This window comes from Methyloversatilis sp., assembly GCF_030696805.1.
Classification (GTDB): domain Bacteria; phylum Pseudomonadota; class Gammaproteobacteria; order Burkholderiales; family Rhodocyclaceae; genus Methyloversatilis.
The window spans coordinates 22,284-35,632 of sequence record NZ_JAUYRO010000043.1 but is presented as its reverse complement, the minus strand read 5'-3'; the positions used below and the strand labels follow the sequence as shown (position 1 = coordinate 35,632).

The following is a 13,349-nucleotide window of genomic DNA, read 5'->3' as shown; positions in this document are numbered from 1 at the left end:
CGCCGATATCTCGCGCGCCGCCGTATTGATCGCCTCCGTCGAATCCTTGATCCGGCCTACAACCTCGCGCAGCTTGTCCACCGTCGTGTTCGTGTCTTCCTTCAGACGACCGAACGTGCCCGCATAGTCACGATCGATCTTCTCGGTCAGCACACCGCGCGAAATGGCATTCAGCACGCGAGCGGTATCTTCGAGGCCGGCGGCCACGACGGCGACCAGCTCGTTCATGCTGAGGGCCAGCGACTTGAAGAATCCCTGTTTGCCCTGGACGTCGATGCGGTGAGTAAAGTCGCCGCCGACGGCTGCCGCGATCATGTCTTCCACCTCGCGCTCGACGACAAGTTCCTGCGTGCGCTCGGTCCACTCGGCGACCATCCCGATGCGCTGTCCGGCATCGTTCAGGATCGGCGTGGTGACAACATCGAAGGTGCGCGAACCGATGGCCAGTTCGCTGTGCTGCGCATTGCCGACCTGTTCGGACTTGCGGACGAAGGCAGCGTTGTTACATAGCGAAGCGACATTGCTGCCGATGATGCGATCCACCGAAAACGACGGTACGCTCACTCTGACGTCAGACTCAATCTCGCCCAGCGTCTTCATCATGGTGCGGTTGGCGTAGATCACATTGCCATCCGCATCGGCAATGCGCACATTGCGACTCACAAAATCCAGTGCAGTACGGACCCGCAGGTTCTCCGCGGAAACCGCATGATCACGCTCCATGCGCTGCTTCAGGTCGGCGCGCATCTTGTCGAGCGCCTGCAGCAGATGACCGATCTCGTCCAGCGCACCCGCGTCGATCGACCGGTCCAGCATGCCCGTGGAAATCGCGTCGGCATGGCGTCCGGCGTCACGCAACCGGGACGCGATGCTGCGCCCGAGTCGTATACTCGGCACGCCAATCGCAAGCGCTACCGCCAACACGCCGAGGACAACCCACAAGGCCTGGTCGAGGATCAGCGCATCGACCTCATCAACATAGATGCCGGAGCCGACGATCCATCCCCACGGCGCGAAAGCGCGTACGTACGAAACCTTGGCCACCGGGTCTGTCGAGCCGGGCCGCGGCCACATGTAATCGACGAAACCAGCCCCATCGGCTTTTGCGACTGCCACCATTTCAAGAAACAGCGCCTTGCCGTTCGGGTCCTTCGATCCGCCCAGATCCTTGCCTTCCAGTTCAGGCTTGGTCGGGTGCATCACCATGCGCGGACCGAAGTCGTTGATCCAGAAATAATCCTCACCGTTGTAGCGCAGCGTCCGCAGCGTCGCGATGGCCTGCCGGCGCGCTTCGTCCTGCGTCAGTTCGCCGGAAGCGGCGCGCTTTTCGAAGGATTCGATCACACCCCACGCAGACTCGACCGCAAAACGCGCGGCGCTCTTGCGGTCATCCAGCATGTTGTCGCGCATCGCGAACAGCAGTATTGCGGCAAGCGCGACGAAAGCCGTGAGCGTCACGGCAACCATCATCATCAGACGGCGCTGCACGGTCAGGTTGACGGAGCCAGATGGAGTTCCAGATGTCTTTGCCATTTTTTTCTTCTCAGTGCAGGGGGTTCTCGACAAGCGCCATGTCGGCCGAAAGCATCAGCTTTTCGATATCGACAACGATGAGCATCCGGTCATCGATCGAGCCGAGCGACTGGATGTAGCGGGTATCCAGACTGGAGGCGAACTCGGGCGGCTCGCACAGTTGAGCAGGGTCCAGCGACAGTACGTCGGACACGGCATCGACCACGATGCCGACAACGCGACCGCCGACGTTGAGGATGATCGTCACTGTAAAGGGGGTGTATTCAACAACACCGACACCGAACTTGATCCGCAGATCGACAATCGGAACGATGATGCCGCGCAGATTGATGACACCCTTGATGAATGGCGGTGCGTGGGCAATGCCGGTCACCGCATCATAGCCACGGATCTCCTGCACCTTGAGGATGTCGATGGCGTACTCTTCACCGCCGAGCGTGAAGGTCAGGAATTCCTGAGCGTACCCGCCATCGACGGTGCCGTTTTGTTTCGGGTGCGCTGTTCGCGCCAGTTGGGTCATTGCATGCTCCGCAGCGTCTATCACTTTTGCTTTAACGGCCGGAACACGGAGTGCCTTGAGGACGCACAGCGCCTGAAAACAAGCTTGTTTGCAATCCGGTGACCTGCATCAAGCGGCACGTCGATGACGGCGCCTCACACCGGGCGCGATCACAAGGCAGGGACGGGTGCTGCGGACGAAGCAGCTGGAAACGGCGGGTCTGCGACGATTGCCTACGCCGCCACCGCCATGCCGACACGGGCTGTTTCGACCAGCGCCTGCACGTCAAGGATCAGGCCGACGTGACCATCGCCCATGATCGTTGCACCCGAGATACCCACCACCTTGCGATAATTGGCTTCCAGGCTCTTGATGACGACCTGGTGCTGACCGACCAGGGCATCGACGAACAGCGCGATCTTGTCGCCGTCGGATTCGAGCACGACAAGAATGCCGCGCTCCAGATCGGTCGTGCCGCCGGCCAGGCCGAAGGCATCGCGCAGCGTCAGGATGTTCAGGAACTCGTTGCGCACCTGTACCAGGCGGGGCACGCCACCGATGCTCTTGATCATGTCGGCGCCTGGCTGCAGCGACTCGACGACGTAATTCAGCGGAATGATGTAGGTTTCGTCGCCGACCGCCACCGACATGCCGTCGAGGATGGCGAGCGTCAGCGGCAATCGTACCGTCATGCGCGTGCCGACACCGGTCATCGAATCAATGTCGACGCGCCCCCCCATCGCCGAGATATTGCGCTTGACGACATCCATGCCGACGCCGCGTCCCGACACTTCGGTCACCTGATCGGCGGTCGAAAAGCCCGGTTCGAAGATGAGTGCCCACACGTCCTGGTCGGTCATCGAATCACTCACGGCAAGACCACGCTCGCGCGCCTTTGACAGGATGCGCTCACGACTGAGTCCGGCACCGTCGTCACCGACTTCGATGACGATGTTGCCGCCCTGATGCGAAGCCTTCAGTGTGATCGTGCCTTCTTCCGGCTTGCCGCGCGCGACCCGTACTTCGGGCGTCTCGACACCGTGGTCAAGACTGTTGCGCACCAGATGGGTCAGCGGATCGGCAATGCGTTCGATCAGGCCCTTGTCGAGTTCGGTCGATTCCCCGGCGAGTACAAGCCTGACTTTCTTGCCCAGTTTCTGCGACAGGTCGCGAACGACGCGCGGAAAGCGCGAGAACACGGTGGACATCGGCAGCATGCGGATCGACATCACCGATTCCTGCAGGTCGCGCGTATTGCGTTCGAGTTGCTGCACACCGCTCATCAGGCGTTCGAACTCGACAGGATCGAGTTTCGACGCAGCCGACATCAGCATGGCCTGGGTGATCACCAGTTCGCCGACCAGATTGATGATCTGGTCGACCTTGTCTACGCCCACGCGTATCGACGTATCGGCCACCGCGGCGGGCTTCGCACTGCGTGGAGCAGCGGCCTTGGGGGCTTCGATCGACGGCGCGATCAAAGCCTCGACCGGTGCATTGACGGCGCACTCTTCCCGCGTTGCGGCAGCGGGTGACACGATCGACAATCCCGCATCGGCACCCGGTGCATCGACGACCGCCTGCCCGGCAGGCGGATCGAAGAAGCCGTAGGATGGATCGCCCGTCTGGCTGTTGCCGGATGTCGGCGCAACGGGCTCGGCGTCGAACAATCCGTAACTGTCGTCAGCCGTGCTCGCTGTATCAGGCAACGCGGCGTCGAACAGGCCCCACGCGTTATCGCCGTCGGACAATGTTTCGGGTAACGCGTCGAACAGACCATATGCATCGTCGGCATCGGTGACCGGCGCGGTCAGCACGAAGCTGTCGGTGACGGCAATGAAATCAACCAGATCGCGCAGTGCCTCCACATCGACGCTGCCCTCGAAAACGCCGTGCCAGCGCCCGTCGGCGCCCAGGGAAAGGTCAAGCAGGCGGCCACCGAGCGCACCGGCCTCGCGGGCAAGATTCTCGATCACGCCAGCCACATCGGCATGGTCGGACAACAGCAGAAAGCTGAAACGTAAAGTCGATACAGCAGACAGCGGAACCGATTCTGTCCGTTCGCACGCCCTTGCCGGCTCCACCACATCGGAATAGAGGGACTTGAGCGCGGCGCACACCTGAGCCACCCGCTGCAGATCGGCTTCGCCGATGCCGCGATGTGCCGCCACCAGATCGCGCAGCAGATCGCCGGCTTCGAGTGAGGCGTTGACCATGGCCGGCGTCATGAGGACTTCGTGCTTGCGCACGCGATCGAGCAGCGTTTCGAGCTCGTGGGTGACCTGTGCGAGGTCGTTGAAGCCGAAGGTGCCGGCGCTGCCCTTGATCGAGTGGGCGGCGCGGAAGATCGCATTCATCTCTTCGTCATCGAGGCTGTCGAGATTGATGTCGAGCAGCATCTGTTCCATGTTCGACAGATGTTCTGCGGCCTCTTCGAAGAACACCTGGTAGAACTGGCTCAGGTCCATGGTCATGAACAGTCTCCCGGTTGCGGATGTCGACGCACGTCGCTCAGCCGATCACCTTCTTCACCACCTCGACCAGCTTCTGCGGATCGAAGGGTTTGACCAGCCAGCCGGTCGCACCGGCGGCCCGACCCTGTGCCTTCATCGCATCGGACGATTCGGTGGTCAGCATCAGGATCGGCGTCGCCTTGTACTGCGCCATGCTGCGCAGATTGCGGATCAGCGTCAGCCCGTCCATGCGCGGCATGTTCTGGTCGGTCAGCACGAGGTTGACCGATTTCGCCTTCGCCTTGTCCAGGCCGTCCTGTCCGTCCACCGCCTCGATCACGTCGTAGCCGGAGCTTTTCAGGGTAAATGCCACCATCTGGCGGATCGACGCCGAATCGTCAATTGCGAGTACAGTCTTTGCCATTACGTTTCTCCTTCAGAACAGTTCAATTTCGCCTTCCCGGAACGCTTGCTGCGCCACCGGGTTCTTGCTGTCGGCAGCTCGAAGCTGTTCCAGCACTTCATCAACCCGACGGGCATGCACCTCTGTCGCATGGCCCTGCACCGCGGCTTCGCTCAGCTCGCGTACCGCCTTCATGACCTCGTCGACATTGCCGATGCGTCGCTGCACGTGTCCGATCAATTGCGACGTCATGTCCTGGAACTGCAGGGACGTCACCGCCGTCGCCACCGCGTTATCGACGCGTTCAACCGATTCGCCCAATGTTTCGATCGAGCGCTGACGCCGGCGGTGCAGCGTTTCCAGGCCGCGCACCACACTTTCGACACGCTGTTTCGATTCGAGCGCAAAAGTCATGTCCTGACCGGCCAGGGCGGCCAGCGCGTGCTCCGTCATTTTCACGTTGGCCTGGACACGATCGACCATCATGACGATCTGCAGGCTGAATTCGCTGGTGCGCGACGACAGCGTGCGCACCTCGTCGGCGACCACTGCAAAACCGCGCCCGGCCTCGCCGGCCCGCGCAGCTTCGATGGCGGCATTCAGTGCGAGCAGATTGGTCTGCTTGGAAATACCGCCGATTTCGCCGAGCAGCGAACGCACACTTTCGGTTTCGCGCGCGATGCCTTCTGTCAGTTCGACCAGCTCCATGCCCAGCTTGCTGTTCTGCACGACGCTGTCGACGACGCGCTGCATCGTTCCCGACGTTTCCTCGACAAAGGATTCGAAATCGAACTGCCCGTCACCGTCGCCGCTGGTCAGCGCGAGCGCGGTTGTACGTTGATCGGTGGTTTCGGTCTGCATGCTTTGAAAACTTTCGGTCAGACCGTTTATCGCTTCGTGCAGCAGGGTCTGCACCCGGGACAGTTCCTCGGTCATCTGGTCGCACTGCGACCTGACCTGAAGTGCGCTGCCGGACAGCACGGCGTGGTCCGCATCGGCGTCGTGCATGCGTTCGGCCTGATGCGTATCGGCAGACGAAGGTGTCATCCGGCCACGCAGCAGCACCATCGACGCCATCGTCCAGATGAGCGCCATGAACAGCCCCAGCGAAAGCACCGGCGCGATCGCATCGGGCCGGAGTGCGACAGCCAGCACCGCACCGAGCGCCGTGAGGCTCCATGCGGTGACGAGTGGTAGCGAAATGCGATTCATGGCTTCTTGCATGCGGACTCAGGATAGGAAGTTGAACGGAGTAACGGCGGACACGACGAAAACTTGACCCACTCGTAAGGCACCGTACGGCAGGAATTCGAACCCGATCAGGGCTCCGCCGGTTCCGCCTCGCCACCGACGAGGTTTTCGACTTCGACCGACTTGCCATCGGCAAGGAACAGCTCTTCGGTCTGCCGGTTGAGCACGATGATGCTGATGCGGCGGTTGATCGGGTTGTACGGATCTTCCTTGTCGAAGGACACGATGGAACCCATGCCGACCACGCGCAGCACCTTGTCCGGATCCATGCCGCCGGCAATCAGCTCGCGCCGTGAAGCATTGGCACGGTTGGCGGACAGCTCCCAGTTCGAGAAGCCGCCGACGCCGCCGGCAAACGGCGTTGCATCGGTGTGACCCGACAGGAAGATGCGATTCTCGACCTGGTTCAGGATCAGCCCGATTTCACGCAGGATGACCGACGTGTAGGGCTGCAGCCGCTCGCTGGCCGAGGTGAACATCGGCCGGTTCTGTTCATCGACGATCTGGATGCGCAGCCCTTCCGAGGTCACGTCGAGCACCAGTTGATTGCGGAACGGCCGCAGATCGGGATTGGCTTCGACGCGCGCTTCGATCTGGCTCTTCAGTTCGATCAGCTTGGCGCGTTCGATGCCTTCCGCCCTGGCCTTGGCATCGTTCTCGGAATCCTTGCTGGCGGTGAGGTTGATCGACCGCTTCTTCGCCTCGACCGTGCCGTACTTGACCTGGCCGGACTGCCGCGTCAGGTCGCGCCCGCCGCCCTGGATCACGCTGGAACTGTCGCCCGAGCCCGACCCGCCCTGCTGGGCGACCTTGAGCGGATTTTCGAAGTACTCGGCAATGCCTTCGAGATCGCCCTGCGCGGTCGAGCCGAGCAGCCACATGAGCAGGAAGAAGGCCATCATCGCGGTCACGAAGTCGGCGTAGGCGATCTTCCACGCGCCGCCGTGCGCGCCGCCGCCGCCTTTCTTGATCTTCTTGACGATGATGGGCTGCTGGGTATCGTCGGACATGGTTCAGTGCTTCGGAGCGGGTTTCGGGTCGGTGTGGCGCGGGCGTGGCACGGGAGTCGGAATCAGAACGGGGCCTACTTGCCCTTGCGGTTCTTCACTTCGTCTTCCAGCTCCTTGAAGCTCGGGCGGTCCGGCGAGTACAGCACCTTGCGGCCGAACTCGATCGCCACCTGCGGCGCATAGCCGTTCATGCTGGCCAGCAGCACCACCTTCATGCACTGGTAGATCTTGGCGCTCTCTTCCACCTTCTGTTCGAGTTGCGACGCGACCGGCGCCACGAATCCGTATGAAACCAGAATGCCGAGGAAGGTACCGACCAGTGCGCCGCCGATCATCTTGCCGAGCACCGCCGGGGGCTGGCCGACCGAGCCCATCACATTCACCACGCCCATCACGGCGACGACGATGCCGAATGCCGGTACGCTGTCGGCGACCTTGGAGACGCAGTGCACGGCCACGTGCTGCTCCGCGTGGTGGGTGTCGATCTCGGCATCCATCAGGCTTTCGATCTCGAATGCATTCAGGTTGCCGCCCACCATCATGCGCAGGTAGTCGGTCAGGAAATCAACCGCGTGGTGATCGGCGAGGAATTTGGGGTACTTCGAAAAGATCGGACTGGCTTCCGGATTCTCGACGTCGGCCTCGATGGACATCAGGCCTTCCTTGCGTACCTTGGCAAGCACTTCGTAAAGCATCGCCAGCACATCGATATAGAACGCCTTGTTGTATGACGATCCCTTGAACACCGCCGGCAGGGCCCCCACGGTAGCCTTGATCGCAGGCATGCCGTTGCCGGCCACGAAGCCGCCGATCATCAGACCGAAAATGGCCACGTATTCGACCGGCACCCACAGTGCAGCCAGACTGCCATGGATAGCATACGTGCCGATCGAGGCGGCAAGGATGATGACGTAGCCAATGATCAGAAACATGGACTTTTCCTGTGTATGACGGATGTTCGGGGCATCAAGCACTCAGTGCCGTTTGGTGTAACGGCACCGCATTGCGAAACTTGATCGTGATTCCCCGACCACCGGCATTCACCGCAAATCCGCGCCTGTTGCGACGGCAAAAAAAAAAGCCGCCACGGGTTGCCCCGCGGCGGCGAGCTCCCTGCTTTCGCAAGGAGGAGGTCAGACAGGAGAGTAGAACGGGCTATCAGGCAGCGATCAGGGCCTCGCGCGCGCGCCGCGTCTTGCCGGCACGTGCCGGGATGTGGCACAGGCCGCAGACGTAGCTTGATTTCGGGTCGTAGGCATGGGCCACGAATTGTCCGCCGCAGCAGGTGCAGGGCGTACGCTGCAGCAGCTTGGCGTCGAAGAAGCGCACCAGGGTCCAGGCGCGGGTCAGGCTCAGCACCTCTTCCATATCGTGCGTCTGCACATGTTCCTGGTAAAGGCGGAACGCCTTCACGATGCAGTCGAGCTGCGATCGCTCGGTGTTCTGTTTGAAGAAGGAAAAGAAGGACATGAACAGCGAAGCGTGGATGTTCGGCTGCCAGGTCATGAACCAGTCGGTCGAAAAGGGCAGCATACCCTTGGGCGGCGACACGCCCTTGACTTCCTTGTACAGCTTGAGCAGACGCTCGCGCGACAGGTGCGTTTCGGCCTCCAGCAACTGCAGACGTGCGCCCAGCTTGATCAGGTCTGCCGCCAGGGCAATTTCACGACCTTCCGAAACGATGCTTTTGTTTTTCATGACCTTTGACCCCTTGAATCAGGAAACCGCTTCGACCGGCTGGGCGCAAGCGAGAATCGTGGCATGCAGATGGGACGTCGTGGCATCGCGGCCGTGGCTCGACAGCAGGCCGAGCAGCACGCGGTCGTCGAAGCGCAGGCGGCACAGCATCATGTTCGCGCTGGCCATCTTCAGGACCTGGGCCGGCGACAGCGACTCGATCATGTCGGCCACTTCTTCGCTGACACCGAGGCGGAACATCGCCGCATCGCGGTCCTCGCGGATCATCTGCTGGGCAAGCATGAGGTAAGAAAGATTCAGTTCCCTGATCTCGTTGAGCAAACCGGTCGTCTTCATCACGCATTCCCTTCCGTCGGCAGGCACCGTGTGTTTCAGTGCATGGGATGCATTCTGCCCAGCAGGGGGGCGTTGCCCAATCAGGACAAGACGTAAGTTTATGTACGTGAAGACGAGCGGAATCCTGTAGGAAGTTTTCCTACATGGCTGGACGGGGTCGGGATGTCGCGCCTGCCGACGGGCGCGCGGAGCGGGAAATCCGGCTAGATCAAGAGGGTTCCATCCAGGATGCGTTTGCTGAGCAGGTCGGCTTCCACCGGCCGCGAGAAGAAGTAGCCCTGAAACCGGTCGCACTGTTCGCGCCGCAGGAAACCCAGTTGCTCCGGTGTTTCAACGCCCTCTGCCACCGTTGTGAGACGCAGGCTGCGCGCCAGCGAAATGATCACGCGAATGATGGCGGCATCGTCTTCGTCATCGTTGATGTCGCGCACGAAGGACTTGTCGATCTTGACGATGTCGATCGGAAAGCGCTTCAGGTAGGACAGCGACGAGTAACCGGTGCCGAAGTCGTCCATCGAAATGCGCACGCCCATGTTCTTCAGAGCCTTGAGCATGCCGATCGTGGTTTCCGCATCCTTCATCAGCACCGATTCGGTGATTTCGAGTACCAGCTTCTCGGCCGGGAATCCGGTGTCTTCCAGCGTCGTTCGTACCGTTTCCAGCAGGCGCGGCTGAGCGAACTGCACGGCAGACACATTGACCGACATCGACAGGTCCTGCATGCCCTGCTCGTGCCACTTCTTGCCCTGCAGGCAGGCTTCGCGCATGACCCAGGCACCGATCTCGACGATCAGGCCCGATTCGTCGGCAAGTGGAATGAAGCGGTCCGGCGGGATGATGCCGCGCTGCGGGTGACGCCAGCGCAGCAGGGCCTCGACGCCGGACGTACGGCCGGTTACGCCATTGAGTATCGGCTGGTAGTTGAGGAACAGTTCGCCGCGCTGAACGGAGTGGCGCAGATGCGTCTCGAGCACCAGCTTCTCGGCCGAACTGGCGCTCATTTCGTGGGCGTAGAAGCTCAGGTCATTGCCACCGGCACGCTTGGCGCTCGACATCGCCGCTTCGGCGTTCATGATCAGCGACTGCGCCTCGTTGCCGTCGCCGGGCGTCATCGCGACGCCCAGCGACGCGGTGAGGAACAGCTCCAGACCATCCTTGATGACCGGTGAGGCGAACGCATCCAGCAGCCGGTGCGCGAACACTCGGGCGTCGTCGCGCGTCGTGCAGGACGGCGCAAAGACGCAGAAGCGATCACCGCTCAAGCGCGCGATCATCGCGCCCTGGCCGGCGCGCTCGATCAGGCGCGACACGACTTCGCGCAACACCACGTTGCCGGCGTCATAGCCGAAACTCGTGTTGATGCGGAGGAAGCGGTCGATGTCGATCACCATCAACGTCGCATGGCGTGCTTCGGTGCTGCGGCGCGCGGTATCGAGCCAGTCGTCGATCTGGGCGCGCAGCAAGGTCTGGTTCGGCAGTGCCGAAAGCGTGTCGAAGAAGGCCAGCGCGTGGATGCGTGCATCGGCCGTCTGTACCGCCCGGCGCGTGTCGACACCACGCAGTTCGCGTTCGATGACCGGCACCAGGCGCGCGATATTGCCCTTCTGGACGTAGTCGGCGACGCCGTTGCGCATGGCCGAAAACGCCATGTGGTCGGAAATCTTGCCGGAGTAAATGATGAACGGGATGTCGCGACCGCTGCGCCGCAGGACTTCCAGCGCGGACGCGGAGTCGAAGCCCGGCATCGCATGATCGGAAATGACCAGGTCCCAGTCACGCTCTTCGAGCGCGCGTGCGAGTTCATGTGCGCTGTCTACGCGCTCGGAATAGGTTTCGAGGCCGCGTGCGCTCAACTGCGCATTCAGCAGGAAGACATCGTCTTCATTGTCCTCGACCATCAATACCTTGATGGTTCTGAACCCTCCCATCCTGTCTGAGTGGCGATCCATCAACTTCATTCCAGGTCGTGTGCACGATCAACGAACCTTAACGACGGCAGGAATGGGGGGAACTTGAGCTCCGCGAAACGCGCGGGCGGTAAAAATGCCGCTTTTGTCCGAAGGTCAGTATCTCCTCAGCTGGCCGCGCGCACCCGTCCGCGGCCCGTGCTTTTGGCGCCCATCAGGGCCTGATCGGCCAGCGCAAGCAACGCGTCGGCGTCCGGCATCGGTGCAAGCCGTTCGGCCACACCGATGCTGATCGAGCTTTTCAGGCGCAGCTGGCCGGCCTGCAGCGGCACGGCCGCCACCCCGGCGCAGACACGCTGGGCGCACGCCATCGCCTGTTCAAGCGTGGTGTCCGGGCAGATGATCAGGAATTCGTCGCCCCCGGTGCGGCACACCACGTCCTGCGCGCGCATGCATTCGCGGATGGCACGCGCCGTCTGCTCCAGCACCTGATCGGCCACGTCGTGACCGTAGGTTTCGTTGATCTGCCGGAAGTAGTCGACGTCGATCAGCATGCACGACAGCGGCCGTTCGCTGCGCAGCGCGATCGCCCATTCCTGCCCGATGCGCGCCATGGCGTAGCGCCGGTTCGGAAATCCGGTCAGCGCGTCGGTCAGCGCGACCTCCTGCAGGCGTCTGTTGCTCACGCCCAACTCGGCCGCGTAGCGCCGGATTTCCTCGCGCTCTGCCTCCAGATCCTTCTGCAGACGGATCAGCCGCTGGCCCGCACGCAACCGGGCTTCGAGCACGCGCGGCTTGAGCGGCTTCACCATGTAGTCGTCGACACCCGCTTCGAACGCCTCGACCAGACGTTCCTCGTCCTCGTGGCTGGTCAGCACGATGATGTAGATATTGCGGCCCATCCGGGTCTGACGCAGCGTCCGGGTCAGCTCCAGTCCGTTCATCTCCGGCATGACCCAGTCGACCACCATGATCTGCGGCTGAAACTCGAGCGCGCGTTCCATGCCCGCGACACCGTTCTCGGCACACGTCACCTGATAGCCGCTGCGCAGCAGCAGCGCCTGCAGCGTCATGCGGGTGGCGGCGTCGTCATCGACCACCAACGCGCGCAGTGCGCCCGGGTCCGGTGCGTCGTTCGCGGCTTCCACCTCGATCGACGCGGGCGCCGGAATGGCCGGCTCGGGCAGTGCCACATCGTTCAGGTTGGGCAATGCGTAGGCGTCGACCGGCAGAATCTGTGACCAGTCCTTCCACTCGCGTGTGACGTCGTCGCACAGGGTGCTGACCTGATCGGGCAGCCACGACATGCGCGCCGCCAGCGCGCGCGCAATGCCCATGTGAAGGGCGCGCTCGCTCTCGTCGCACAGGCAGGCTGCCTCGACCGCACGCGCCAGCCCGAGTGCGAGCGTCAGGCTGTATTCGCGCGATTCGGGCTCGCCCTGCACCGACAGTGCCGACTCATGGCCGAGCACCGCGGCGATGAAGAAACGCGGCATGCCCCAGTCGGCAAGCATCGCGGCACTCAGTTCGACGTGGGTCATCGCGAACGCCTGCCGCTCGACGTCGAGCAGCATTTCCGGTTCGCCACCGCGCACCTCGTCGAGTACGCGCGAGTACTGCGCCGGAAATACGCTGGCCAGACCGAGCGCGCCGATACCGGACAGCAGGCCGACGCTGAAGCTTTCTTCCACCCCGGCCGAGCGCATCACCGTCATGATCTTCTGTGTCGCAATGGCTCGGATGACCGATCCGGTCCAGAAGCGCGAATACGGAAAACTTCGGCACAGACCCTTGCCATTGCTGGAGATCAGCGAAAAGCCCAGTGCCAGATTGCGTACCGCAGCCATGCCGAGCACCGACAGCGCGTCGCGCAGCGCCACGATGGGCCGCATGCCGTGCGCCAGCGTGCCGTTGGCCGCACACACGAGGCGGCCGACCAGCGCCGGATCGCCCTGTACAAGGCGGGCAAGCTCGGCCAGCGAGGCGTCACCGCGCTGCGTGACGCGTGCAATCGCCAGCGCAATGCCACGCGGAGAAGGCAGTTCGCCGGCTCCCTTGATTTCCTCGAACCGGCTTGTATCAATCAGATCATTCATCGTTTTGCCATCGTCCAGGCCTGAACGGCGCGCCATGCGACCGTTGCAGAATATGCCTCATGGCATCAGCTTACGGCGCAGGAGACACGGTTCTTGAGGGCAGGTGCGCAGGTGACAGGCAGGGCGCTACACTCCGGACTCCTCATTCCGAACAGCCGGTGTA

General features: G+C 62.3%; 11 protein-coding genes. All 11 read right to left on the bottom strand.

Features of this window, described 5'->3' with window-relative positions:
* Positions 1 to 1,533: cache domain-containing protein (locus Q8R75_RS07850; RefSeq protein WP_305614455.1), on the bottom strand; the 1,533-nt coding region annotated here is incomplete at its 3' end.
* A gap of 10 nt (positions 1,534 to 1,543) precedes the next feature.
* Positions 1,544 to 2,053, bottom strand: a complete 510-nt coding sequence (locus tag Q8R75_RS07845) for a chemotaxis protein CheW (RefSeq protein ID WP_305614454.1) — start codon at positions 2,051 to 2,053, stop codon at positions 1,544 to 1,546.
* 212 nt (positions 2,054 to 2,265) lie between these two features.
* Complete coding sequence (locus Q8R75_RS07840) at positions 2,266 to 4,506, bottom strand: chemotaxis protein CheW (protein WP_305614453.1); 2,241 nt, start codon at positions 4,504 to 4,506, stop codon at positions 2,266 to 2,268.
* 37 nt (positions 4,507 to 4,543) lie between these two features.
* The gene (locus Q8R75_RS07835; RefSeq protein ID WP_305614452.1) at positions 4,544 to 4,909 is read right to left on the bottom strand and encodes a response regulator; all 366 of its coding nucleotides are present in this window, start codon (positions 4,907 to 4,909) and stop codon (positions 4,544 to 4,546) included.
* 12 nt (positions 4,910 to 4,921) lie between these two features.
* Positions 4,922 to 6,112 carry a methyl-accepting chemotaxis protein gene (locus Q8R75_RS07830; protein ID WP_305614451.1) on the bottom strand — a complete coding sequence of 397 codons (1,191 nt, stop codon included), beginning with the start codon at positions 6,110 to 6,112 and terminating at the stop codon, positions 4,922 to 4,924.
* Positions 6,113 to 6,207: 95 nt separating this feature from the next.
* Entirely contained in the window at positions 6,208 to 7,149 is a 942-nt protein-coding gene (gene motB, locus Q8R75_RS07825) for a flagellar motor protein MotB (RefSeq protein ID WP_305614450.1), read from the bottom strand.
* A gap of 74 nt (positions 7,150 to 7,223) precedes the next feature.
* On the bottom strand, positions 7,224 to 8,081 hold the full coding sequence (gene motA, locus Q8R75_RS07820; protein ID WP_305626438.1) for a flagellar motor stator protein MotA: 858 nt from the start codon (positions 8,079 to 8,081) through the stop codon (positions 7,224 to 7,226).
* Between the two features lie 226 nt (positions 8,082 to 8,307).
* A complete protein-coding gene (flhC, locus tag Q8R75_RS07815) occupies positions 8,308 to 8,847 on the bottom strand; it encodes a flagellar transcriptional regulator FlhC (RefSeq protein ID WP_305614659.1) in 540 nt (179 codons plus the stop codon).
* Positions 8,848 to 8,865: 18 nt separating this feature from the next.
* Entirely contained in the window at positions 8,866 to 9,183 is a 318-nt protein-coding gene (gene flhD / locus Q8R75_RS07810) for a flagellar transcriptional regulator FlhD (protein ID WP_069039559.1), read from the bottom strand.
* A 203-nt stretch (positions 9,184 to 9,386) separates the two neighbouring features.
* Positions 9,387 to 11,111 (bottom strand): GGDEF domain-containing response regulator, encoded by a 1,725-nt coding sequence (locus Q8R75_RS07805; RefSeq protein WP_305614660.1) that lies wholly within the window; start codon positions 11,109 to 11,111, stop codon positions 9,387 to 9,389.
* A 146-nt stretch (positions 11,112 to 11,257) separates the two neighbouring features.
* The gene (locus Q8R75_RS07800) at positions 11,258 to 13,186 is read right to left on the bottom strand and encodes a diguanylate cyclase (protein WP_305626436.1); all 1,929 of its coding nucleotides are present in this window, start codon (positions 13,184 to 13,186) and stop codon (positions 11,258 to 11,260) included.
* Between the last annotated feature and the right edge of the window lie 163 nt (positions 13,187 to 13,349).

Excerpts from the sequence above, each read along its gene's own strand:
- flhC (WP_305614659.1), bottom strand. The coding sequence starts at position 8,847 with ATGAAAAACAAAAGCATCGTTTCGGAAGGTCGTGAAATTGCCCTGGCG.
- Q8R75_RS07805 (WP_305614660.1), bottom strand. The coding sequence starts at position 11,111 with ATGGGAGGGTTCAGAACCATCAAGGTATTGATGGTCGAGGACAATGAA.
- Q8R75_RS07835 (WP_305614452.1), bottom strand. The coding sequence starts at position 4,909 with ATGGCAAAGACTGTACTCGCAATTGACGATTCGGCGTCGATCCGCCAG.
- Q8R75_RS07845 (WP_305614454.1), bottom strand. The coding sequence starts at position 2,053 with ATGACCCAACTGGCGCGAACAGCGCACCCGAAACAAAACGGCACCGTC.
- Q8R75_RS07800 (WP_305626436.1), bottom strand. The coding sequence starts at position 13,186 with ATGAATGATCTGATTGATACAAGCCGGTTCGAGGAAATCAAGGGAGCC.
- Q8R75_RS07830 (WP_305614451.1), bottom strand. The coding sequence starts at position 6,112 with ATGCAAGAAGCCATGAATCGCATTTCGCTACCACTCGTCACCGCATGG.
- motB (WP_305614450.1), bottom strand. The coding sequence starts at position 7,149 with ATGTCCGACGATACCCAGCAGCCCATCATCGTCAAGAAGATCAAGAAA.
- Q8R75_RS07840 (WP_305614453.1), bottom strand. The coding sequence starts at position 4,506 with ATGACCATGGACCTGAGCCAGTTCTACCAGGTGTTCTTCGAAGAGGCC.
- flhD (WP_069039559.1), bottom strand. The coding sequence starts at position 9,183 with ATGAAGACGACCGGTTTGCTCAACGAGATCAGGGAACTGAATCTTTCT.
- motA (WP_305626438.1), bottom strand. The coding sequence starts at position 8,081 with ATGTTTCTGATCATTGGCTACGTCATCATCCTTGCCGCCTCGATCGGC.